Source organism: Streptomyces sp. NBC_00440 (assembly GCF_036014215.1).
Classification (GTDB): domain Bacteria; phylum Actinomycetota; class Actinomycetes; order Streptomycetales; family Streptomycetaceae; genus Streptomyces.
In genome coordinates this window covers 3,510,273-3,533,732 of record NZ_CP107921.1, presented here as the reverse complement: position 1 = coordinate 3,533,732, position 23,460 = coordinate 3,510,273, and the positions used below count along the sequence as shown (strand labels likewise).

Genomic DNA, 23,460 nt, shown 5'->3' with positions numbered 1-23,460 from the left:
CCGAGCGGCGGCAGCCGTGACCAGGGGGCCATGCCTCCCGAACGGCTCGTATGCCACGATGGCAGGGGTAGAGGACAGGATGTGTCCGGTACTATCTGGCCGGTACTCCAGGGGGTGTGGGTGTCATGCATAAAACGTCCGCCCGGCTGCTCGCGCTGCTCTCGCTGCTTCAAACGCCCCGTGACTGGTCAGGCGACGATCTCGCCGAGCGGCTCGGCATCACCTCGCGCACCGTGCGCCGTGACATCGACCGCCTGCGCGAACTCGACTACCCGATCACGACCGTCAAGGGACCGGCCGGCGGCTACCGCCTGGAGGCCGGCACCCACCTGCCGCCCATGCTGTTCGACGACGAGCAGGCCGTCGCCCTGGCCGTCGCACTCCAGACCGCGGCCGCCGGCACCACCGTCCCCGAAGACGCTTCCCGCGCGCTGGCCACCCTCCGCCAGGTCATGCCGCCCCGCCTGCGCCACCGCATCGACCTGTTGCACATCACCGCCGTCCAGCCGCCCGCAGCGGCCGGCGACACCCCCCGGGCCGACGCCCAGGTCCTGGTGGACCTGAGCCGCGCCATCCACGCCCGCGAGGAACTGCGCTTCGACTACACCCCGGGCCCCGGCACCCCGGCCGATGACGCCCGCCGCGTACAACCCCACCACCTGGTCACCTGGCGGCACCGCTGGTACCTGGTGGCCTGGGACCTCCACCGCGGGGACTGGCGCATCTTCCGCGTCGACCGCATCCGGCCCCGCACACCCACCGGCCCCCGCTTCGCCCCGCGTGAACTCCCCGGCGGTGACGTCTCCACCTTCGTCACCAGCCGGTTCCGCGGCAACGACGGCACCACCACCGACTGGCCCTGCCGGGGCGAAGTCGTCCTCGGCCTCCCGGCCGCCGATGTCGCGCCCTTCGCCCAGGACGGAGTCGTCGTGGAGCTCGGCCCCCACCGCTGCCGGCTCACCCTCGGCTCCTGGTCATGGACCGGCCTCGCCGTCGCCATCGGCCGCTTCGACACCGATATCGAGGTCATCGGCCCGCCCCAACTGGCCACCGCGTTCGGGGACCTCGCCGCCCGCTACGCCCACGCGGCGAGAACCCACGACTGAGCAGGCACCTGTGACGCGGTACGGCGAAGGGCCCCTGCCGCCGGGCTTCGGTGGGAGGGGCCCTTCGTCATGCGGGCCGTGGCCCTGACAGCCGTTCGGTTACAGCTGCTCGATCACGTAGTCGATGCAGGCCGTCAGCGCCTCGACGTCCTTCGGGTCGATCGCCGGGAACATCGCCACCCGCAGCTGGTTGCGGCCCAGCTTGCGGTACGGCTCGGTGTCCACGATGCCGTTGGCGCGCAGCGCCTTCGCGATCGCGGTCGCGTCGATCTCGTCCGCGAAGTCGATCGTGCCGATGACCTGCGAGCGCTTCGCGGGGTCGGTGACGAACGGGGTCGCGTACTTGGACTGCTCGGCCCAGCCGTACAGGGCGCGCGCGGACGCCGCCGTGCGGCTGACCGTCCAGTCCAGGCCGCCCTGGGTGTTCATCCAGGTCAGCTGCTCGTTCAGGAGGAAGAGCGTGGCGAGGGCCGGGGTGTTGTACGTCTGGTTCTTGAGCGAGTTGTCGATCGCCGTCGGCAGGCTGAAGAACTCCGGGATGTGCCGGCCCGACGCGTGGACGCGCGCCGCGCGCTCCAGCGCCGCCGGGGAGAACACACCGATCCACAGGCCGCCGTCGGAGGCGAAGGACTTCTGCGGGGCGAAGTAGTAGACGTCGGTCTCGGTGATGTCGACCGGCAGGCCGCCCGCGCCCGATGTGGCGTCCACCAGGACGAGGGAGCCCTCGTCGGCGCCGGTGACGCGCTTGATCGGGGCCGCGACGCCCGTCGACGTCTCGTTGTGCGTCAGCGCGTACACGTCGACGCCCGCTTCGGCCTTCGGGTCCGGGTGGGTGCCCGGGTCGGAGGCGATCACGGTCGGCTCGGCCAGCCACGGGGCCAGCTTGGAGGCCTTGGCGAACTTGGACGAGAACTCGCCGAAGTTGAGGTGCTGCGACCTGGACTCGATGAGTCCGTGGGTCGCGACGTCCCAGAAGGCGGTGGACCCGCCGTTGCCCAGGATCACCTCGTAGCCCTCGGGGAGCTGGAAGAGGTCGCGTACGCCTGAGCGCACCGCGCCGACCAGGTTCTTCACCGGGGCTTGGCGATGGGAGGTGCCCATCAGGGAAGTACCCGTCGAGGCGAGGGCGTCCAGCGCCTCCGTACGCACCTTGGAGGGGCCCGCGCCGAAACGGCCGTCGGCGGGCTTGATGTCAGCGGGAATCCGGATCTCAGCCACGAGACCGGAGCGTAGCCGGTTCCGGGCGTTTGCGGACAGAGGGTCCGGCCGGTGAGACAGGGGCCACGGCGCGTGACGGCAAGGGGGCACGGCCGCCCGGGACAGCACGTCCCGGGCGATACCGTCCCGCACCCGGTGCCGTTCAGCCGCCGAGTTTCACCGGCAGGCTGAAGAGGTCGTTCTGAGTGACCACCGGCTTGTTGCGCAACTCCGTCGGGGGGACCGCCAGATGCAGTTCGGGGAAGCGGGCGAACAGCGCGGGCAGTGCGACGCCCGCCTCCAGCCGGGAGAGTGCGGCACCCGGGCAGACATGCGGGCCGTGGCCGAAGGAGATGTGGCGGTTCGGGCTGGTGCGGGTGATGTCGAAGTCACCCGCCGTCGGGCCGTGCGCCTCCTCGTCGCGGCCGATCGCGCCGAACGAGATGATCAGGCCCTCGCCCTTCGGCAGGACCGTGCCGCCCACCTCGATGTCCTCGGACGCGAAGCGGATCAGGACGTGCGAGGTCGGGGTCGACCAGCGCAGCGTCTCCTCGATGACGTTCTCCCACGGCACCTCGCCCGCGAGCACCATCCTGCGCTGCTCGGGGTGGGCCTGGAGGGCGACGACCGCGTTCACGATCAGGCTGATCGTCGTCTCGTGGCCTGCGGCGATCATCAGCTGGAGGGTGTTGGTGATCTCCTCGGTGGTGAGGTGATCGCCGTTCTCGGACGCCGCGAGCAGCGCGCTCGTCAGGTCGTCGCCCGGGTTGGCCCGCTTCGACTCGACGATCTTCGAGAAGAGGGTGCCGAGGTCCGCCATCATCTGCGGGACCTCGTCCGGCGGCGTCTGCGTCGAGAAGAACTTCTCGAAAAGGGTCTTCAGCCGGGGGTGGTCGACGGAGTCGACCCCCATCAGCTCGCTGACCACGTTCATCGGCAGCGGGTACGCGAACTCCGCCTTCAGGTCGATCGTCTCCCCGGCCGGCACCTCCGCCAGCCGGTCCAGCATCCCGGTGGTGAGCTTCTCGATACCGGCGCGCAGCCGATCCACCCGGCGCACGGTCAGCGCCTGCGCGACGAGCGTACGGAGCCTGCGGTGCTCCGGGCCGTCGACCGTCAGCATCGAGCGGCCCGGATTGGCCAGCCCGATCAGCGGCCAGTCCAGCGGGATCTCACCGCGCTGCCAGGCGCCCCAGATGGTGATGTCCTTCACCAGACGGGAGTCGGTGAGCAACTGCCTGGCCTCGGCGTGCCGCGTCACCGCGTAGCAGGCGACCCCGCCCGGCAGGACGACACGGGCCAGCGGGCCCGCCGCGCGCAGGGCGGCGCTCTCACCGTTCAGATCCTGGACGAACGGGTCCAGGGCGATGCTCTCGGCGTGGCTTCCGTGGTCGACCGGGCAACTCATCTGTGCCTCCTGGGGCGGGAACGGCCGCGCTGCGAGGGTCTTCGAATCACAGCGCGGGAACCGGAGTGAAGGTGACGGGCAGGGTGGACAGGCCGCGCAGCCAGGGAGAAGGGCGCCGGGTGAGGCTCTCCCCGGGGGTCGCGAGGTCGACGTCGGGGAGGCGGTCGAGGATGACCTCGATCCCCGTACGCGCGATGACCTCCGCGATCTCCTGGGCCGGGAACGGGCAGCGGTGCTCGCCGTGGCCGAAGGAGAAGAAGGCGTTGTTGCCGCCGGTCAGCGCCGAACCGTCGGTGCGGACCTGCGGGTCGGAGTTGGCTGCCGCGATGCCGAGCAGCAGCATGTCGCCGCTCTGGATGTGCCGGCCGCCGAGGTGGGTGTCGCGCGAGGCCCAGCGGCCCGCGACGTTCTGGGTGGGGGTGTCCTCCCAGAGGACCTCGTTCATCGCCTCGGCGACACTGTGCCGGCCGCCCGAGAGCGAGGCGGTGAACCGGTCGTCGGTCAGCATCAGCCGCAGCGAGTTGCCGATCCAGTCGGCGGTGGGCTGGTGGCCGGCGGCCATCATGACCATCAGGTCCTGGGCGATCTCCTCGACGGTGAAGCCCGCCTCGTTGCCCAGCATGTGCGAGGCCACGTCCTCGGCGGGCGACGCCTGCCGGGCGGCGAGCAGGCTCATCATCGACTGCCCGAGGTACTGCTGTCCCGCCAGGGCGAGTTCGCGGCCGTCGATCATGTCGTTCATCGCCTTGACCAGGGCCGGGCCCTCGTCGTCCGGGAAGCCGTACAGCCGGGCGAGCACCCGGACCGGCAGCAGCATCGCGTACTGGCCGATGATCTCCGTATCGCCCTTGCCGCAGAACGAGTTGATCAGCTCATCGGCGAACTGCTCGGCGATACGCCGCAGTTCGAACGGGTCGACCGACTCCAGGGCGTCGCCGATCATCGCGGCGCGCTCGCGGTGCCGCTGGCCCACGGTGTAGAGGATCGACGGCTGCTTACGGCCGATCATCGGCAGCATCGGCCAGTCGTCGGGGATGCGGTCCCACTGGTTCCACAGGTCGGAGTCCCGGCTGAACAGCACCGGATCGGCGGTGACCTGGTGCAGCTCGCGGTAGTCGAGGACCAGCCAGGCCGGTACGTCGCCGTCGAGCAGCACCGGCGCCACCGCGCCGTGTTCGCGCCGCATCTCCCGGTAGAGCTGGGTGGGGTCCGTCTGGAATCGCGGGCCGCTCAGCGGAGTGGGCGCGGTGGACGGGGTGTCGGTGGTCATGTGGTGCTTGGCTCCCGTGCGGACGTCGCGGCAGTCGTGGAGGACGCTGAGGTGGCTGAGGACGCTGTGGACAGGGCGTGCAGGTGCTGGAGGAGCGTGATCAGTACGTACTTGCTCGACGTGCGGTCCCGGGCGTCGCAGTCGATCAGCGGGATCTCGGGGGAGAGGTCCAGCGCCTCACGGAGCTGCTCCAGGGAGTGGACCGGGCCGCCGAAGTCGTTGCAGGCGACGATGAACGGCGTGCCGTGGTGCTCCAGGCGGTCGATGGCGTACCAGGAGTCGGCGAGTCTGCGGGTGTCGACCAGGACGACGGCGCCGAGCGTGCCGGAGAACAGCCGGTCCCAGAGGAACCAGAAGCGCTCCTGGCCCGGCGCGCCGAAGAGGTAGAGGATCGTCCGCTCGTCGATGGTGATGCGGCCGAAGTCGAAGGCGACGGTGGTGGCGGTCTTGGCCTGCACGCCGTCGAGGTTGTCGACGGCCGCTCCCGCCTGGGTCATCGTCTCCTCGGTGTTCAGCGGGCGTATCTCGCTGACCGACCGGACCATGGTGGTCTTCCCTGCGCCGAACCCGCCGACGATGACGATCTTGAGACCGTTGTCGGCGGTGCGGGCCAGGGCGTTCTGGTTAGAGGTTGCGGAGTCCAACGAGCACCTGCTCCAGGATGTGAGGGTCGGGAAGGCTGTCGGCGCCGCGTGCGGTGCGCGGGTGGCGGGCGCTGATCCGGCCCGTGTCGAGCAGGTCGCAGAGCAGGATCCGGGTGATGGACACGGGCAGCTTCAGCCCGGCCGCGATCTCGACGACGGCCGTGGGGCGGCCGCACATCCGCAGGATCGTGGCGTGCTCGGACTGCATTCCGGGCGTCGGGTCGCACTCGCCGACGACCAGGGTCACCAGGTCGAACGCCGTGGCGTCGGATCTGCTGCGCCCACCGGTGACGGTGTAGAGGCGGTCCGGGTCGTCGTCCCGGCCAGGCCGGGGCCTGGGCACGGGGGCGGTCACGCGCGTGGCTCCGCACTGAGGTGTTCGCCCAGCTGCTCGACCAGTTCGCTCATGTTGTGCCCGATGAGGCCGACGTCGGCGGACTCGTCGGCGACGACGGAGAGGTGGGCGCCGTCACCCGCCTCGACGATGAACAGCACGCCGCCGTAGAACTCGGCCATCGCGGTCCGCACGCCGCCGGTGCCGTCGCCGAACTCGATGGACGCGCCGTGCGACAGCGACTGGATACCGGCCGAGATGGCGGCCAGCTGGTCGGCCTGGTCGACGGAGAGCGCCGACGTACGGCAGAGCTTGAGGCCGTCACGGGAGAGAACCAGGGCGTGCCGGGCGCCCGGGGTGCGCTCAAGAAGGCTCTCCAGGAGCCAGTTGAGCTTCTCGTCGGTGGTGGTCGTGCTCATGAGCTGCTGCCTTCCGGGTTCGGGGAATCGCCACGTACGGCCTGGCGGAACGTGCTGAACCTGGCGGCGGATGTCGTGGAGGAGGTCGAGTCGACGGGCTTGGCCGATCCGGGGATCCCGGTGCCTTCCGGATGCGCCGCCGCCATGGTCTGGCCGCGCCGCCGCTTGGGCAGGCCGCTCTCGCCCAACTCGGGTGAGGCGTGGTGGGGTTCGGGTTCGGGCTCGGGGGTGGGCTGCCCTGTGGTGCTGGGCTCTGCGCCTGCTTCCGTGGGTGGGGACGCGGGCGCGGATGTGGTTGCGGGGGTACGCATGGGCAGCGGGGCCGGTGCGGCCTGCGGGGCCTCGGTGGCCTGCGCCGCCTCGGCGGTCTGCGAGGTGAGCAGGGCCTGGGTGGCGGACGGGGACAGCGGGGACGGCGCGGCAGCCGGCCGGGTGTGCTGTGCCAGGGGGGCCGGTGTGGCCAGGGGGGCCGGTGTGGTCGGCCGGGGTGTGCGGGTGATCAGCTCGTGCGGGAGCAGCACCAGGACACCGGTGCCGCCGCGCGCCGACGGGCGGAAGGACACGGTCAGTCCGTGCTTGCGGGCCAGCCGCCCGACCACCGCGAGGCCGAGCCTGGTCCCGGAGAGGCCGGCGAGGTCGGTCTGCTGGGTGGTCTCCGATGTGACGGCCCGCTCGGCGCGGCGCAGCTGGACGTCGCTCATGACCAGGCCGCTGTCCTCAATGGTGACGATGACGCCGGCCGGGACCTCCTCGACGTACACATGCACTTCGGCGGTGGGCGGCGAGAAGTTCGCCGCGTTGTCCAGGAGTTCGGCGAGCGCGTGCATGATGCCCTCGGCCGCGTGGCCCGCGATGGCGATCTCGCTGGTCGAGTGGAGGCGTACCCGCTGGTAGCCGGCGATCCGGCCCATCGCCCCGCGCAGGATCGACTCCATGACGATCGGCTTCGCCCAGCGGCGTCCGGAGCGCGCACCGGCCAGGACGGCGATGGAGTCGGCCAGCCGGCCCGCCTGGGCCGTGCGGTGGTCGAGGTGCAGCAGATCGCCGAGTACGTCCTCGTCGGTGTGCCGGTGCTCCATCTCGCGGAGGTCGGCGAGCATCCCGGTGGCCAGGGCCTGCATCCGGCCTGCGGCGTTGGCGGCCGCCGACAGGGCGGCGGAGCGCACGGACTCGGCGCGGCTGATCCGGGCGTTCAGCTGGGCGGTCCTCGCGTTGTACTCGCCGGTGAGCCCGGCGGCGGTGGCTTCACGCTGCCCGATCAGCTCGGCTTCTCTCGCCTCGTGGGCGGCGGTGAGCTGGGTGATCCGGGCCTCGTACTCGGCGGTGAGGCGGGCGGTCCGCGCGCCGAACTGCGAGTTCTCCCCCGTGAGTTGATCGATCCGGGCGCGGAGGTCCCGCGATGTTCTGGTGGCGTACGTCACCGCGTGGACGGCGATGGCGACAGCGGCGCTGAACAGCAGGGCTGCCCCGGCCGAGCACCAGGCGAGTGGGGTGCGTATGTGGTCGGGGGCTGCGGCCACCGCCCATACGCACAGCAGGCCCGAAGCGATCACGGAGATCAGCAGAGCCAGCGCGGTCGGGCGGAGCGGGGGGCGCTCTGTCATCTGGCGGAGTCCTCATGGACGGATAGGTCAGAAGGGGTAAGGGTGGAGTAAAGCGGTCATGAATGGGTTAAAGGGACACGAGTATTCCTGCGTAACGCCTGTCAACTATAGGAGGGTTGGTGATCGGTTTGGGAAGTTGCACGTGCGGAAATTGTTGACTCAGGTACACACTGTGCACAGGGACATGCTGGAGCCATGGGCGAGCACCGGGACGGGCAGCGAGACGGGCAGCAGGACGGCCAACGGGACGGCCGGAACAGCGGTCTGAGCAGCAGTCGGAGCGACGGTCAGGGCGGCAGCCCGAGCAGCGGTCCGGCCGGCATTCGGACCGGCGGCCCGATCAGCAGTCAGAGTGGCGGTCCGAGCAGCAGCGAGCTGGAGCACGCGCTGAGCCGCCGGGGTGTGCGGGGAGACATCGAATTCGGGGCCACCGCCCGCTCCCTGATGACCATGGACGCCTCCAACTACCGCCGGGTGCCCCTCGGTGTCGTCGCCCCGCGCGATGCCGACGACGTGTCAGCCGTACTCGATGTGTGCCGCGCCCACGGGGTCCCCGTGGTGCCGCGCGGCGGAGGTACGTCCATCGCGGGACAGGCCACCGGCACCGGCGTCGTCCTCGACTTCACCCGGCACATGCGCGCGATCGTCTCGCTGGACGCCGAGGCCAGGACCGCCGTGGTCCAGCCCGGCGTGATCCTCGACGACCTGCGGGCGGCGGCGGGCGCGTACGGCCTGACCTTCGGCCCCGACCCGTCCACGCACAGCCGCTGCACGCTCGGCGGGATGATCGGCAACAACTCCTGCGGCTCGCACTCGGTCGCCTGGGGCACCACGGCCGACAACGTCACCGCCCTGACCACCGCCGCCTACCAGGGCGGCACCCACCGGCTCGGCCAGGGCTGGGACGGCGCACCGCCCGGCCTGCGCGACCTCGTCGGATCGCACCTGGCGCTGCTGCGCACCGGCTACCCGGCCGGTCTGCCGCGCCGCATCTCCGGGTACGCGATCGACGCCCTGCTGCCCGAGAACGGCACCGATCTGGCCCGCGCCTACTGCGGCAGCGAGGGCACGCTCGGTGTGCTGACCGAGGCGACCGTACGGCTGGTCGAGGCGCCCCGCGCGCGGGCGCTCGCGATCCTCGGCTACGCCCATGAGGGCGACGCGGCCGACGCGGCGGCCGGACTGCTCCCGCACCGTCCGCTGACCGTCGAGGGCATGGCCGCCGACCTGGTGCGCGAGCCCGCAGGCCTGCCGCGCGGCGGCGCCTGGCTCTTCGTCGAGACGGGCGGCGCCGACCGGGCCGAGGCTCGCGCGCGGGCCGACGGGATCGCGCGGGCGGCCGACGCGCTGGACGCCCTGGTCATCGACGACCCGGCGGCCCAGCGCGCCCTGTGGCGCATCCGCGAGGACGCGAGCGGCACCGCGACCCGCACGATGGACGGCTCGGAGGCGTGGCCCGGCTGGGAGGACTGCGCGGTGCCGCCGGCCCGGCTCGGCGCGTATCTGCGGGAGTTCCGCGGGCTGCTCGCGGCGCACGGGCTGCGGGGCACGCCGTACGGACACTTCGGGGACGGCTGCATCCATGTACGGATCGACTTCGACCTGCTCACCCCGGGCGGCGTCGCACGCTTCCGTACCTTCTCCGCTGAACTGGCCGCGCTGGTCGTCGCGCACGGCGGCTCGCTCTCCGGCGAACACGGCGACGGACAGGCCCGCGCGGAACTGCTCCCCACGATGTACGGGGACGAACTGGTCGGCCTCTTCGGCCGGTTCAAGGACGTCTGGGACCCGGCGGGCGGGATGAACCCCGGGATGCTCGCCAGGCCGCACCGGCTGGACGAGAACCTCCGCTTCGCGGTACTGCCGTCGAAGCCGGTGGACGTGGAGTTCGGCTACCCGCACGACAAGGGTGACTTCTCCGCCGCCGTACGCCGCTGTGTGGGCGTCGCCAAGTGCCGTACGGAGACGGCATCCGGGGCCGACGTCATGTGCCCGTCGTTCCGCGCCACCGGCGACGAGCAGCACTCCACGCGCGGGCGCGCCCGGCTGCTGCACGAGATGCTGGCGGGCGAGGTCGTCACGGACGGCTGGCGCTCGGAAGAGGTGCGCGACGCCCTCGACCTCTGCCTCTCCTGCAAGGGCTGCCGCAGCGACTGCCCGGTCGGCGTCGACATGGCCACGTACAAGGCGGAGTTCCTGCACCACCACTACGCGGGCCGCCGCAGGCCCGCCGCGCACTACGCAATGGGCCGGCTGCCCCGCTGGCTGCGCGCGGCCGCACCGTACGCACGCGCGGTGAACGCGCTGGCCGGGGTGGGGCCGCTGGCCTCCCTCGCCAAACGCGTCGGCGGGATCGCCCCCGAGCGGACCATCCCGGCGCTCGCACCGCAGACGTTCCGGCGGTGGTTCGGCACCCGGGTGCAGCCGCCCGCACGGGTCGTCCTGTGGCCCGACACCTTCACCGACCATCTGTCCCCGCAGGTGGGGCGGGCGGCGGTACGGGTCCTGGAGTCGGCGGGGCTCGGCATCGCACTGCCGCCGGACGGGGTGTGCTGCGGGCTGACCTACGTCACGACCGGGCAGCTGGACCAGGCCCGTGCGGTGATGCGCCGCACACTCGACCGGGTGGAGCCGCTGCTCGACGCGGACCTGCCCGTCGTCGTACTGGAACCGAGCTGCGCGGCCGCGCTCAGGACCGACCTGCCGGAGCTGCTCGGCGACGACCCGCGCGCGCACCGGCTGGCGAAGGCGGTACGGACCTTCGCGCAGGCCCTGGAGGAGGAGGCCCCGCAGTGGCGGCCCCCGGTGCTGGACCGCGAGGTGGCGGGCCAGACTCACTGCCACCAGCACGCGGTCCTGGGCGACGCGGCCGAACGCCGGCTGCGCGACAAGGCCGGCCTGACGGGCGAACTGAGCGGCGGCTGCTGCGGCCTGGCCGGCAACTTCGGCTTCGAACGCGGCCACTATGAGGTGTCGGTCGCCTGCGCCGATGAGCAACTGCTGCCTTCGGTACGGGCGGCGGGACCCGGCGCGGTGATCCTGGCGGACGGCTTCTCCTGCCGCACGCAGCTGGAACAGCTGACCGGACAGGGCGGCCGGCCGGGACGGCACCTGGCGGAGGTACTGGCGGAGGGGCTGGAACAGGGCGGGACGCCCCGGCCGGGGCCGTGAGCACCTGGGAGCCATGGGCGGCGCCCGTGATCCGTGCGAGGCGGATCCCGTAAGAGGGGAATACCGCTCCGGGCCCTTACTGTGGACGGCATGGATCCGATCGCCCCCGCCGACGCCAAGGCCCTCGACAGCGCACTGACCGCCCCCTCCACCACGACGAACGCAGCCCCGGTCACCGCCGGCGCCCCGGACACCGGCGAGACCGGGGCCTCCGGGGTCAACGGGCTGCGTGGTCGGCTGGGGCCGCTCGGTCTGGTGCTGGCCGGGGGGATCTCGGTGCAGTTCGGGGCGGCCGTGGCCGTCTGGCTGATGCCCAGGGCCGGGGCGCTCGGCGTCGTCTCGCTGCGTCTCGGCGTCGCCGCGATCGTGCTGCTCATCGTGTGCCGGCCCCGGGTGCGCGGGCTGTCGCGGACGGACTGGGGCACGGTCCTGGTCTTCGGGATCGCGATGGCCGGAATGAACGGCCTCTTCTACCAGGCGGCCGACCGCATCCCGCTGGGCGCGGCCGTGACCATGGAGGTCCTCGGCCCGCTCGCCCTCTCGGTGATCGCCTCACGGAGGCTGGTGAACCTGCTGTGGGCCGGGCTAGCCCTCTGCGGAGTGGTGCTGCTGAGCGGCGGTGGCTTGGGCGGCCTGAACCTGGCCGGTGTGGCGTTCGCGCTCGGGGCCGGCGCGATGTGGGCCGCGTACATCATCTACAGCGCCCGCACCGGCGCCCGCTTCCCGCGCGCGGACGGACTGGCGCTGGCGATGACGGTGGGCGCCCTGCTGATGCTGCCGCTGGGCATCGCGGACGCGGGCTCGAAACTGCTCGTGCCGAGCACGCTGGGCCTGGGCGCGGCGGTGGCGCTGCTGTCGTCCGTACTCCCGTACACGCTTGAACTGCTCGCCCTGCGCCGGCTCCCCGCATCGACCTTCGCGGTCCTGATGAGCCTGGAGCCGGCCATCGCGGCGCTGGCCGGCTTCCTCGTCCTGCACCAGGCGCTGTCCGCGTTGGACGCGCTGGCGATCGCGCTGGTGATCGTGGCGAGCATGGGGGCGGTACGGACGCAGATCACGGGGAAGTGACGCGGGGATGGCTCAGGGGATGGCTCAGGGGGTGGCTCAGGCGGTGGCGGGGGTCATCCGGTGAGGGGTCAGCCGGTGGCTGCCCCGTGCCGGTCCTGTGGGGCCGCCGGTGAAGTGCGTCACAGAGCCGTGAGAGGACGCGTCCGTACTCTCACGGCTCGGTGCCGGTAACGGCCCGCCCCTGTCGGCGGATCCGGGTGCGTCCCGTCAGTGGGCCGGGCGGTGCGTCGTGCCAGGCTGTCGTGGGGCGGCTTAGGTCACCCTTCCCTGGTGCGGTGGGCGACTGGTACAGATGGTGAGGATCTGCCCGTACATCGGAAGTCTCGCCATGAACCCGGACAACACCACCGACCTCACCCCCTTCACGATGGACCTGACCTTCGACGAATCCCGGCGACGGGCCGAGGTCGTGGCTGCGCTCGGGCCCGAGTGGGACCCGGTGGAGGCCCTCCGGGGTGAGGACGAGGCGTACGCCCTTCTCTACTCGGGCCTGGACGCGGAGCAGCAGCGCACCTACGACATGCTGGTCGCGGCCGGTGTCCTGCCGGGGGAGGAGCCGGGCCGTGCGGCTGCCCATTGATCCGCAGGCGGATTCCAGCCGTCGTGCCTGGGTGGCCTGCCCCGTCTGTGATGACGCCCGCCACTGCGCGACCTGCGCGAGTCGCCGCAACTGCTTCGAGCACTGGCGCTATCTGATCTCCAACAAGGGGCCGGTCGCCCACCTCCAGTGCCCGCGGTGCACGCACATGTGGTCACTGAACTCCCGGCCCGGCGTCACCGGCCGCGGCAACGGTGCTGCTCGCTCCTGACGCGGCCGGTTCGATCCGCTTCATCTGCCGCTGACCGCTGGCCGCTGGCCGCTGACCGCTGACCGCTGACCGCTGGTGACTGGTGGTGGGTGGCGGGTCACTGGCCACCCGCCTCGCCCGCCGTCCTCTTCGGTGGCGGGCGGCCTCGTGCGCCCTCCCGCAATAACTGATCGATGATTCAGTAGCGCACTCGTTGACAGGGCCGCTCGCGCCTCCAGATACTGACTGACGGTTCAGTAAATCCCTTCTGCTGCCGTCTCTGTCTGGAGGCACCATGTCCGAGCTGCCGGCCGAACTGGTCCCGCTCACCGTCGATCAGCGCGACATCGTCGAACTCACCCGGACCTTCGCGCGCGAGGAGATCCGCCCGAGGGCGCGCGCTGTGGACGAAGCCGATGTCGAGACGCCCTGGGATCTGTGGCGCAAGGCCGCCAAGGTCGGGATCACCGGCTTCATGCTTCCCGAGGAGTACGGGGGCGGCGGATTCACCGACGTCTTCACCCAGTGCCTGGTCCAGGAAGAGCTGTGCGTCGGTGATCTGGGCATCGGCAACCTGCTCTGCTCCAACGGCTTCTTCGCCGACCCCCTCCTCGCGCTCGGCACCGAACAGCAGCAGCGCGACTGGCTCACCCCGCTGGCCGGTCCTGACACCCCGATGACCTCGCTGGCCGTCACCGAGCCGGGCTCCGGGTCCGACGCGGCGTCCATCGCGACGACGGCGACGCGCACCGACGCCGGGTATGTGCTGAACGGCCAGAAGGCGTGGATCTCCAACGCCGGAGAGGCCGAGCAGTACGTCGTGTTCGCCAAGACCGACCCGGCCCGGCGCTCCCGGGGCGTCACCGCCTTCCTGCTCCACAAGGACACCGCAGGAGTCAGCTTCGGTGAACCGATGCGGAAGATGGGCCAGCGCGCCATCGTCTGCCGGGAGATCTTCTTCAGCGACGCGTTCGTGCCCGAGTCGGACCGGCTAGGCGCGGAGGGGCAGGGCTTCCAGGGCCTCATGCGCACCTTCGACATCTCCCGCACCGTGCTGGGCGCCGCCGCGACCGGTGTGGCCAGGGCCGCATACGAGTACGCCCGCGACTACGCGAAGACCCGCCAGCAGTTCGGCAGGCCGGTCATCGAACACCAGGCGGTGGCCTTCCGCCTCGCGGACATGCGTACGCGTGTCGAGCAGGCGCGGCTCATGACCTGGCGGGCCGCGAAGCGGCTGGACGCCGGCCTGGACGCCACGGCGGAGGCGGCCATGGCCAAGCTGACCGCATCGGAGACCGCCGCGTACTGCACCTGGGCGGCGGTCCAGACGCTCGGTGGCTGGGGCTACTCCCGCGAGTACCCGGTGGAGCAGTGGATGCGCGACGCCAAGCTGGAGGAGATCGAGGAAGGCACATCGGACATCATGCGCCTCGTGATCTCGCGGGGGATGTGAGATGGGCGAGCACAGCGCACCCCGCGTCCCCGGCGACGCGGACCGCCCCGGCGCTCCTGAGCGTTTCGGCCCCGAGCCGGCGATGTCCGGAGGCGAGGCGATCGTCAGATCCCTTGTGGCGCACGGCGTACGGGAGGTCTTCGGTATCCCAGGCACCCACAATCTGGAGATCTACCGGTATCTGCGGCGGTACGACATCGGGAACGTGACACCCCGTCACGAACAGGGGGCGGGTTACGCGGCGGACGCGTACGCCCGGGTGAGCGGCCGGCCCGGGGTCGCGATCACCACCACCGGGCCCGCGTTGCTGAACATCGCGGCCGCAGTCGGGCAGGCGTACTCGGACAGCGTGCCGCTGCTCGTCGTCTCGCCCGGGATGCCGCTGCGGCATCCCCGGCTGTCCAACGGACTGCTGCATGAAATGCGCAGCCAGACGGACGCGATGCGTGGTGTCGCCGCCTTCAGCCACCGGGTGTCGTCGGTCGACGAGATCGGTGCGGCCGTGGCGCGGGCATTCGCGCTGTTCACCTCGGGCCGGCCGCGGCCCGCGCACATCGAGATACCGCTCGACCTGCTGGAGGCCGCCGAACCGGTGAGCGGGATCCGGCTCGCCCCGCCCGCCGCGCCGGCGGTTCCACCGTGCGCCGAGGTGGACCGGGCGGCGGACGCCTTGCGCACGGCGCGGCACCCGGCGATCGTGCTCGGCGGCGGTGCGCGCCGCGCAGGCGAGGAGTGTCTGGTGCTCGCCGAGGAACTGGGCGCCCCGGTGGTCACCACCGCGAACGGCAAGGGAATCGTCGCCGAGACGCATCCCCTGTCGGTGGGGGTGTCACTGCACAGCCCGGCCGTCCAGAAGTGGCTGGCGGACCGCGACGCCGTCGTCGCCGTCGGCACGGAGCTGGCCGAGTCGGACCTGTGGTCGGCTCCCCTGGAACTGAACGGCACCCTGATCCGGATCGACGTCGACCCGGCCCAGATGTACGCGGAGCCGGCCGCCGGCCATCCCCTGGTGGGCGACGCCCGCGCGACGGTGGGCGCCGTGATCGACGCGCTACGGGCGAGGGGTGGGGCCGCCGCGACCGGTACGGGCAGGGGTGGAGCCGCCGCCGCGACCGCTGCCGCCGCGACCGCTGCCGAGCGGTCGCCGTCCGTGTCGCCGTCCGTGTTGCCGGAGGGGGACGCCGCCCGCACCGTCGCCGCCCTGCGCGTCGCCCGCGATGACGAGACCCGTGTCCGGGATGCCCGCTGGGTGCCCTATCTGCGGGCCGTCCGCCGGGTGCTCGCCCCCGACGCCGTCATCACCTCCGACAGCGCCCAATGCTGCTACTACGGTGCGCTGCCGCATCTGCCGGTCGGTCCCGAGGGCCGCTATCTGCATCCCACCGGGTTCGGCACGCTCGGCTACGCCCTGCCGGCCGCGATCGGCGCGAAGACCGCCTGCCCGGGCCGGCAGGTCGTCGCTCTCAGCGGCGACGGCGGCCTGCAGTTCTCCGTCCAGGAGCTGGCCATCGCCGCACAACTGAGGCTTCCGCTGCCCGTCGTGGTGTTCGACAACGGCGGTTACGGCGAGATCCGCGACGAGATGACCGCCCGTGGCGACACCCCCACCGCCGTCGACCTTCCGTCTGTCGACCTGCCCGCCCTCGCCCGCGCCTACGGCGGTTACGGCGAGCGCGCCCACTCGCCCGAGGAGCTGGCCGACGCGCTGACCCGGGCGCTGACCGCGCCGGGCCCGACCCTGATCACCGTTCCGGAGGAGACCCCCCGATGACCACCCAGCCGAGCCGTACCACCACCTCCCTCACCTCTTCCACCCCCGCTGCCCCGCTGATCTCGCTGACCTGGACCGACCATGTCACCGGCCGCACAGGCCACTTGGTGGTCGACCGGCTGGTGCGCGGTGTGTCCAGCGGTGGCCTGCGGATGCGGGAGGGCTGCACCCTCGACGAGGTCGCGGGGCTGGCCCGGGGCATGACCATGAAGGAGGCCCTGCACTTCAACAGCGATGACCCGACAGCCCGTTACATCCCGCTGGGCGGGGCCAAGGGCGGCATCGACTGTGATCCCCGGAGCCCCGAGGCGTACGGCATCCTGGTGCGGTACCTGCGGGCCATGCGGCCGTACATCGAGAGGTTCTGGACCACCGGCGAGGATCTGGGGCTGAGCCAGGACATCGTGGACAAGGCCGCCGCCGAGGCGGGTCTCGTCTCCTCCATCCAGGCCGTCTATCCGCTGCTCGACGACGAGTCGACGGCCCGGCAGCGGCTGGCGGACGCCTTCGCGGTCGAGGTGGAGGGCATCGGCCTGGACGAACTGGCGGGCGGCTGCGGCGTGGCCGAGTCGGTGCTCGCGGTTCTGGACCGCGCGGGCGTCCCGTACGAGGGGACGCGGGTTTCCGTACAGGGGCTCGGCACGATGGGCGGGGCCACCGCGCGTTTCCTCGCCGCGGCCAGTCTGAGGGTCGTGGCCGTGGCGGACATCAAGGGCACCATCGCCAACCCCGACGGGCTCGACGTGGAGGCGCTGCTGCTCGCGCGGGACTCGTACGGGGCGGTCGACCGGACCGCTCTCGGACCCGGTGATGCGGAGCTGCCGGGAAGCGACGCCTGGCTCTCCGTGGACGCCGATGTGCTCGTTCCGGCTGCCGTCTCCTATGCCATCGACACCGCCAACCAGGCCCAGATCAGGGCGCGTTGGATCGTCGAGGCCGCCAATATGCCGGTACTGCCCGGTGCGGAGCTCCTGCTCGCGGAGCGCGGCATCGCCGTACTGCCCGACGTGGTCGTCAACTCCGCCACGAACGCGTGGTGGTGGTGGACGCTGTTCGGTGACATCGGCGCCGACGCGGACGAGGCGTTCGCCCACATCCGCCGGTCGATGCGGTCCCTCATCGACCAGATGCTGGCCCGGTCGGAGGCCGACGGTACGACGCCGCGCGCGGCCGCCCACGCGATCGTCGCGGACCGGCTGCCGGTGATCGCCGAGCGCTTCGGGTGGTACGGATGACCACAGAACGCATGGTGACGGCCGACGCTCTCCGTGTGCTGTTCGACCCGGAGTCCGTCGCCGTCGTCGGGGCCTCGGGCAACCCGGAGAAGTGGGGGTACTGGCTCGCGTCCGGCGCACTCGCCGGGCGCCACCGCCGCACCGTTCAGCTGGTGAACCGGCGCGGTGGCGTCCTCGACGGGGTGCCGTTCCTGCCCGGCCTCGCGTCGCTGCCCGTGGCCCCTGAGCACATCGTGGTGGCGGTGCCGCCCCCGCAGGTGCGGGGGGTGGTGGCCGAGGGGCTGTCCATCGGAGCCCGCTGCTTCACCGTGATCACCTCCGGAGGAGCGGGATTCGGTACGGGTGGCGGTGCAGCGGATGCGGCAGATCCGGCCGACTCGGCGGCCGATGCCGAGCGCGGACTCGCCTCGCTCGTCACCGCCCGCGGGGCCCGGCTCCTCGGTCCCAACTGCATGGGTGTGGTCGACACGACGAGCGAACTCCGGCTGAGCTGGGGCGACTTCCCGTCCGGCCAGGTCGGTCTGGTGTCGCAGAGCGGCAATCTCGCCCTGGAGATCGGCCGGCTGCTGGCCCGCGCGGGACAGGGTTTCTCCCGCTTCGTGTCGCTCGGAAACCAGCGGGACATCGATGCGGCGGACGCGCTCGACTCCCTGATCGCGCACGACGCGACCCGCGTGATCGCCGCGTACGTGGAGGACTTCCGGGACGGGCGCCGGCTCGCCCGTACCCTCGCCGCAGCCCACGCGGCGAACAAACCGGTGCTGTTGCTGACCGTTGGCCGCAGTGAGGCGTCCGGCCGTGCCGCAGCCTCGCACACCGGTGCCCTGGTCAGCGCCCGAGCGGTGGTGGCGGCGGTGTGCCGGGACTCGGGTGCGCTCCTGCTCGATACGGCCGGGGAACTGGTCGACGTCGCACTGTGCCTGCTGGCGGCGGGGGCCCGGCCGGGCTCCGGGGGGCCGGTCCCCGGAGGAGGGGCGGCCCGGATAGCCGTTGTCGGGGACAGCGGGGGACAAGGGGCCCTGGCTGCCGATGCGTTGAGCGCGAGCGGTCTTGAGGTGCCCGCGCTCTCCGCCGCGACACAGGCGGCCGTCGGCGCGTATCTGCCCCCGGGCGGCGGCTGCGGAAATCCCGTCGACCTCGCGGGCGCCGGTGAGTCGGACATCGGCAACTACGCCCGTATCGCCCGGTCTCTGCTCCTCGCGGGCGAAGCCGACGCCACCGTCCTCACCGGCTACTTCGGCGACTACGCCACCGCCAACCCCGCCCAGGCGGCCCGCGAGTGCGATGTCGCCCGCGAACTGGCCGCTGCGGTACGGGAGTCCGGACGTACGCTCGTCGTGCACACCATGGCCCGCGACACCCCGGCCCTCGCCGTCCTGCGGCAGCACGGCGTCCCGGTGTACGAGCGAATCGAGCAGGCGGCGACCGCGCTCGCGGCCACGGACCGGCTGCGACGGACCGGACTGCCGCAGCCCCCGGCGCCCCTTCCGATCGGCACCGCTCCGCACCGGGTTCCCGACGGGGGATATCAGACCGTCCGTGGGCTGCTCTGCTCGTACGGGATGGTCTTCCCGGCGGCGGAGTTCGTCAGCACGGTGGACGAGGCGGCCGACGCGGCGCACCGCACCGGATATCCGCTCGTGCTCAAGGCGATGGGCCTGGCGCACAAGACCGAGGCGGGCGGGGTGGCCCTCGGTCTCGACGACGAAGCGGCGCTGCGGAGGGCGTTCGCCCGGATGCGGGAGGCGACCGGCGCCGACCGCTATGCCGTGGAGGCGATGGCCCGTCCTCCGTACGCGGTCGAGCTCATCGCGGGCGTACGCCGCGATCCGGCCTTCGGACCCGTTGCCATGGTCGGCATCGGCGGGGTCACCGCCGAACTGCTCGCCGACACCGTTCTCGCCATGGCGCCCCTCACCCCCGGGAGGGCCCGCGAACTGCTGCTCGCGCTGCGCCACGCACCACTGCTCACCGGCTGGCGGGGCGCCCCCGCCGCCCACCTCGACGCGGCCGCCGGCGCGCTCTGCGCGCTCGCGCGTGCCGCGGTCGAACACCCCGAGCTCGCCGAGCTCGAAGTCAATCCGCTGCTCGTCCACCCGGGCGGCGCGGTCGCCCTCGACGCACATGGAGTCCTGGCATGAATTCCGGTACGAGCCCCGAGCGCCGTGAACAGCCCGCGCGGCGCGAACAGTCCCTAGAAGCGGGCGAGTTCTCCGGTCGTACGTACATCGTGACCGGTGGCGGCAGCGGCATCGGCCGGGCCGTCGCGCTGGCCCTGAGCGACCGGGGCGCGCAGGTCGTCGTCGCGGGCCGCACGCCCGAACGGCTGGCCGAGACCGTCGCACTCGCCGAGGCGAAGGGCGGCCGGGCCCTCGCCGTACCGACGGACGTCCGCGACCCGGAAGCCGTCGACGCCCTCGTGGCCGCCGCCGTCGACCACTTCGGCCGGGTGGACGGCCTGGTCAACAACGCGGCCGGCAACTTCGTGGTGCCCGGCATCGATATGAGCCCGAACGGCTGGCGAGCGGTGGTCGACATCGTCCTCAACGGCTCGTACTACTGCACACGCGCCGTCGCCCGCCGACTCCGCGAGCAGGGCACCGGCGGCTCGGTGCTTTCGGTGATCGCCAGTTACGCCTGGCACGGGCACCCGGGGACCGTCCACTCGGCAGCGGCGAAGGCGGGCGTGCTGGCCATGACGCGCACCCTGGCGGTCGAGCTCGCACCGCTGGGCATCCGCCTCAACTGTGTCGCCCCCGGGCCGACCGAGACGGAAGGGGCGGGCGCGGCGTTGTGGGCGACGGACGAGGCGCGCGCCGGGGTGCTGGAGACGGTCCCGGCGGGCCGGTTCGCCGACCCGGCGGAGATCGCGGACGCGGCGCTGTTCCTGCTGGGCGACAAGGCCGCGTACGTGACCGGCGAGTGTCTGACGCTGGACGGCGGTCAGTGGCTCGGCAAGCAGGTGTACGGGCGCACGTCGGTCCAGGTGGAGGTGTAGGTCTGCCCGTACTGAACCCATGAGGATCGCCGTGGTGGGGCTGCTCGGTGCCGGGGCGGGCTCAGAGCCGGACGATGACGAGGGCTGTGTCGTCGATGGCGCCGTCGGGTGGGAGGAGGTCGAGGAGGATCGCGTCGGCGAGGGCTTCGGGGTCGGCGCCCCGGTGGCGGGTGAGGGCGTGGGCGAGGCGGGCGATGCCCGTATCGATGTCTTCGTGGCGACGTTCGATGAGTCCGTCGGTGTAGAGGACGAGGGTGTCGCCTTCCGTGAAGCCGGTGCTGGCCTCGGGCCGGGGGGTGTGGTCGGGGCGCGCGCCCAACGGGGGGTCGGTGGCCCGGTCGAGGAACTCGACGCCGCCGTGGGCGCGCAGCAGGGCGGGCGGCGGGTGGCCGGCGCTGCTGTAGGTGAGGGTGTGGGTATCCCAGTCGATGCAGGTCTCGACGGCGGTGGTGGACTCGGCGCCTTCGACGGAGCGGGCGTACAGCCCGAGGACTTCCAGGGCCTGAGCGGGCCCGCCGGCGACCCGGGACGCCGCGCTCAGGGCGCTTCGCAGCAGGCCCATGACGCCGGCGGCGCGCAGACCGTGGCCCACGACGTCGCCGACGGAGACCCCGATCCGGTCGCCGGGCAGATCGACCAGGTCGTACCAGTCGCCGCACACGTTCAAGGAGCCGACGGCCGGCTGGTAGCGCACGGCGGCCCGGTGGTGGCCCACATCGGCAGGGGCGGGCAGCATGGCCTTCTGCAGGGCGAGGGCGACCTCACGCTCGTGGGCGTGGGCCCGGCGCAGACGTTCGTTGACCTCCTGCAGTTCCCGGGCCCGGGTGTAGAGCTCGGCCTCCAGGGCCCGGGTCCGGCTGCCGTCGGCGCCGCCGCGGGCCTTGATGAGCTGGGTGACCTCCTCCACCCGGTGCACCAGCAGGACGACCTGGCCGTCGGGGCCGAGGATCGGGGCGTTGACCGGGCTCCAGTAGCGTTCCTCCCACTCGCTGGGCCGCTCCGTGGACTGGACGTCGTAGCGTTGCAGGGCCATGGTGTCGCGCTCACCCGTGCTCAGGACCCGCTGGAGCGAGGCATACAGGTTCCGTGCGCCGCTGGCGCCGGGGTCGTGGGGGTTGTCGGGGAACACGTCGAACAGGTACCGGCCGATCAGCTGCTCGCGGCTGCGTCCGGAGCCGCGGAGGTACTCCTCGTTCGCGTCCACGTACACCAGCTCGGGGGTCAGCAGTGCCACCATGCTGGGCAGTGCCTGGAGCACCGCCGCGTAGTCGATCGCCGCATCCGTCATGCCCAGCCTGCCTCAGCGCCTGACACCGCCCGTAATCTCCACCATAGTGCCGGGCGGGTGGCCTCGCCGGGCAGCCGCCCGGTGCCGATCAAGGCACCAGGTCCAGTTCTGTCCTATTTCCGGGGTGATCGACACGGTCACTCCGGAGAACGTCTACGACGGCTCGGTTCCCGCGGCGCCAGTACCTCCGTGGCGGGCGGCCCGCACGAGGAGGCGGCCGAGCAGCACCGGGGCACAGACGGTGTCGAAGCGGCGTGCCGTTCCGACGGGCAGGAGGATGTCGGTGTGGGCGGCGACCGGCGCGAAGGAGCTGTCGGTGACGGTGACGATGGTCAGGCCCGCCCCCCGCGCGTAGGCGAGGGCGTCGACGACCTCGTGCGGGTGCCGGGGCATGGCGAAGCACAGCAGGGCCGATGCGCCGACCCGTACGGCGTCGTCGACACGGTTGGTCAGCGTGGTGCCGCCCTCGTCGAGCAGCCGGATGTCGGGGTGCACCGTACGGGCGGCATGGGCGAAGTCGCCGGCCTGGGCGGCGGCGGCCCGCAGACCCAGAACCAGCAGCGGGTGCGAGGCGGCGAGCAGGTGGGCCGCGCGGACGACGGACGCCGGGTCGGTGAGCGCCGTGGACAGGTCGCGGAGGTTGTCGATCTCGGCCTGGACCAGCTTCTGGTAGGCGTTCGCCGGGGCGGCGGCCGGCCCCGGCCCGGCGGTGGCGATCTCCCGCAGGTGGCGGCGCAGGGCCGGGTAGCCGTCGAAGCCCAGAGCTACGGCGAACCGGGTGACGGACGGCTGACTGACGCCCGCCAGCTCGGCCAGCGCGATGCTGGAGAGGAACGGTACGTCGTCCGGGCGGCGCAGCATACTGTGCGCGATGCGACGCCGGGCGGGAGTCAGCCGGCAGCTTTCCAGTAACCGCCGTAGCCGGGTGGCTACGGGGCTCGGGGCGTCAGCCCGCTGGAGTGCCGGCACGGCCGTTCCGTCCCCCGTCGGATGGGCTCGTGCCCCTGTGTTCCACCGGTCACAGGCCGGGTGAGCGGGGGACCGGGGTCAGGGTGATGACCGCCGCCGTCCCTTCGACACGCACCGTCCCTTGGGCAGGCACCTCCCCTTGGGCAGGCACCGCACCTTCGACAGGCCCCGCGCCGACGTCCTGGCCGGAGAGCACGGCCGCGTCCAGCCGGTCGAGGACCACACCCGGCTCCTCGAAGGTCACCGTGCCCAGCAGGGCGATGACCAGGACCAGCTCTCCACTGCGGGGCGCGGGGGAGAAGTCCTCGTGGGCCATGCGGACATGAGCCGTCACCCTGGTGCGCCGCGTCATCACGTTGAGGTCGCCGATGGGACCGCCGAGCAGCCGGCAGGTGGTCATCGCGTCGCCCGGAAAGGCAAAGGGCTGGTGGGGTGCGGCGATCGTGTGCGGCGCCCCGTCGACCGTGAGCTCCATCCCCGGCCCCTCCACGAGGGTGATGACCCGGTCGACACCGCTGAAGGAGGAGAACGGTCCGCCCTGCCCGACCTCGGCCAGACTCACCCGCCAGGAGAAGTCGTCCAGTCCGGCCCCGGCAGGGCCGGCGGCCACCTCGCGGGTGATGCCACCGCCGTTCTTCCAGGGCGCCGCGGACCGGTCGTGCGCCCGGAGCACGCTCCACCCTCCGGGCACTGTGGACGCTCCGGAGACTCCGGGCTCCGCGGAGTCCCTGGTCATG

At 72.3% G+C, this 23,460-nt stretch carries 20 protein-coding genes; 10 read left to right on the top strand and 10 right to left on the bottom strand.

Annotated elements, in window-relative coordinates; translation table 11 throughout:
* The first annotated feature begins 125 nt into the window (after positions 1–125).
* On the top strand, positions 126–1,106 hold the full coding sequence (locus OHB13_RS15715) for a helix-turn-helix transcriptional regulator (RefSeq protein WP_328377538.1): 981 nt from the start codon (positions 126–128) through the stop codon (positions 1,104–1,106).
* 99 nt (positions 1,107–1,205) lie between these two features.
* On the opposite strand, the gene serC is transcribed toward OHB13_RS15715, so the two are convergent.
* The 7 genes from serC to OHB13_RS15680 form a co-directional block, all read right to left on the bottom strand.
* Positions 1,206–2,324, bottom strand: coding sequence for a phosphoserine transaminase (gene serC, locus OHB13_RS15710; protein ID WP_328377537.1), 1,119 nt, complete (start codon positions 2,322–2,324; stop codon positions 1,206–1,208).
* 142 nt (positions 2,325–2,466) lie between these two features.
* Positions 2,467–3,711, bottom strand: coding sequence for a cytochrome P450 family protein (locus tag OHB13_RS15705; RefSeq protein ID WP_328377536.1), 1,245 nt, complete (start codon positions 3,709–3,711; stop codon positions 2,467–2,469).
* Positions 3,712–3,757: 46 nt separating this feature from the next.
* Positions 3,758–4,981 carry a cytochrome P450 gene (locus OHB13_RS15700; RefSeq protein ID WP_328377535.1) on the bottom strand — a complete coding sequence of 408 codons (1,224 nt, stop codon included), beginning with the start codon at positions 4,979–4,981 and terminating at the stop codon, positions 3,758–3,760.
* Positions 4,978–5,625, bottom strand: coding sequence for a GTP-binding protein (locus OHB13_RS15695; RefSeq protein WP_266855719.1), 648 nt, complete (start codon positions 5,623–5,625; stop codon positions 4,978–4,980). The genes OHB13_RS15700 and OHB13_RS15695 overlap by 4 nt, the downstream gene beginning before the upstream one ends.
* Positions 5,606–5,980 (bottom strand): DUF742 domain-containing protein, encoded by a 375-nt coding sequence (locus OHB13_RS15690; protein WP_266855720.1) that lies wholly within the window; start codon positions 5,978–5,980, stop codon positions 5,606–5,608. The genes OHB13_RS15695 and OHB13_RS15690 overlap by 20 nt, the downstream gene beginning before the upstream one ends.
* The gene (locus OHB13_RS15685) at positions 5,977–6,378 is read right to left on the bottom strand and encodes a roadblock/LC7 domain-containing protein (protein ID WP_266855721.1); all 402 of its coding nucleotides are present in this window, start codon (positions 6,376–6,378) and stop codon (positions 5,977–5,979) included. Before OHB13_RS15685 ends, OHB13_RS15690 begins: the two co-directional genes overlap by 4 nt.
* On the bottom strand, positions 6,375–7,982 hold the full coding sequence (locus tag OHB13_RS15680) for a sensor histidine kinase (RefSeq protein WP_328377534.1): 1,608 nt from the start codon (positions 7,980–7,982) through the stop codon (positions 6,375–6,377). Before OHB13_RS15680 ends, OHB13_RS15685 begins: the two co-directional genes overlap by 4 nt.
* Positions 7,983–8,426: 444 nt before the next feature.
* Here OHB13_RS15680 and OHB13_RS15675 point away from each other — a divergent pair, with 444 nt between their 5' ends.
* From OHB13_RS15675 to OHB13_RS15635, 9 genes are all read left to right on the top strand, one after another.
* Positions 8,427–11,153, top strand: a complete 2,727-nt coding sequence (locus OHB13_RS15675) for an FAD-binding and (Fe-S)-binding domain-containing protein (protein WP_328380301.1) — start codon at positions 8,427–8,429, stop codon at positions 11,151–11,153.
* A gap of 135 nt (positions 11,154–11,288) precedes the next feature.
* Positions 11,289–12,221, top strand: a complete 933-nt coding sequence (locus OHB13_RS15670) for an EamA family transporter (RefSeq protein ID WP_401602635.1) — start codon at positions 11,289–11,291, stop codon at positions 12,219–12,221.
* A gap of 328 nt (positions 12,222–12,549) precedes the next feature.
* A complete protein-coding gene (locus OHB13_RS15665; RefSeq protein ID WP_328380300.1) occupies positions 12,550–12,801 on the top strand; it encodes a DUF6400 family protein in 252 nt (83 codons plus the stop codon).
* Positions 12,785–13,030 (top strand): hypothetical protein, encoded by a 246-nt coding sequence (locus OHB13_RS15660; RefSeq protein ID WP_266855724.1) that lies wholly within the window; start codon positions 12,785–12,787, stop codon positions 13,028–13,030. The genes OHB13_RS15665 and OHB13_RS15660 overlap by 17 nt, the downstream gene beginning before the upstream one ends.
* 274 nt (positions 13,031–13,304) lie before the next feature.
* A complete protein-coding gene (locus OHB13_RS15655) occupies positions 13,305–14,462 on the top strand; it encodes an acyl-CoA dehydrogenase family protein (RefSeq protein ID WP_328377532.1) in 1,158 nt (385 codons plus the stop codon).
* A 1-nt stretch (position 14,463) separates the two neighbouring features.
* The gene (locus OHB13_RS15650; RefSeq protein WP_328377531.1) at positions 14,464–16,233 is read left to right on the top strand and encodes a thiamine pyrophosphate-dependent enzyme; all 1,770 of its coding nucleotides are present in this window, start codon (positions 14,464–14,466) and stop codon (positions 16,231–16,233) included.
* Positions 16,230–17,468, top strand: coding sequence for a Glu/Leu/Phe/Val dehydrogenase dimerization domain-containing protein (locus OHB13_RS15645; RefSeq protein ID WP_328377530.1), 1,239 nt, complete (start codon positions 16,230–16,232; stop codon positions 17,466–17,468). Before OHB13_RS15650 ends, OHB13_RS15645 begins: the two co-directional genes overlap by 4 nt.
* Positions 17,465–19,609, top strand: coding sequence for an acetate--CoA ligase family protein (locus tag OHB13_RS15640; protein ID WP_328377529.1), 2,145 nt, complete (start codon positions 17,465–17,467; stop codon positions 19,607–19,609). The genes OHB13_RS15645 and OHB13_RS15640 overlap by 4 nt, the downstream gene beginning before the upstream one ends.
* The gene (locus OHB13_RS15635) at positions 19,606–20,466 is read left to right on the top strand and encodes an SDR family oxidoreductase (RefSeq protein WP_328377528.1); all 861 of its coding nucleotides are present in this window, start codon (positions 19,606–19,608) and stop codon (positions 20,464–20,466) included. The genes OHB13_RS15640 and OHB13_RS15635 overlap by 4 nt, the downstream gene beginning before the upstream one ends.
* Before the next feature lie 61 nt (positions 20,467–20,527).
* Here the strand turns inward: OHB13_RS15635 and OHB13_RS15630 are convergent, their stop codons facing one another.
* From OHB13_RS15630 to OHB13_RS15620, 3 genes are all read right to left on the bottom strand, one after another.
* On the bottom strand, positions 20,528–21,754 hold the full coding sequence (locus OHB13_RS15630) for a PP2C family protein-serine/threonine phosphatase (RefSeq protein WP_328377527.1): 1,227 nt from the start codon (positions 21,752–21,754) through the stop codon (positions 20,528–20,530).
* 153 nt (positions 21,755–21,907) lie between these two features.
* Complete coding sequence (locus tag OHB13_RS15625; protein ID WP_406348473.1) at positions 21,908–22,615, bottom strand: MurR/RpiR family transcriptional regulator; 708 nt, start codon at positions 22,613–22,615, stop codon at positions 21,908–21,910.
* A 157-nt stretch (positions 22,616–22,772) separates the two neighbouring features.
* Complete coding sequence (locus tag OHB13_RS15620) at positions 22,773–23,459, bottom strand: HutD/Ves family protein (protein WP_328377526.1); 687 nt, start codon at positions 23,457–23,459, stop codon at positions 22,773–22,775.
* Between the last annotated feature and the right edge of the window lies 1 nt (position 23,460).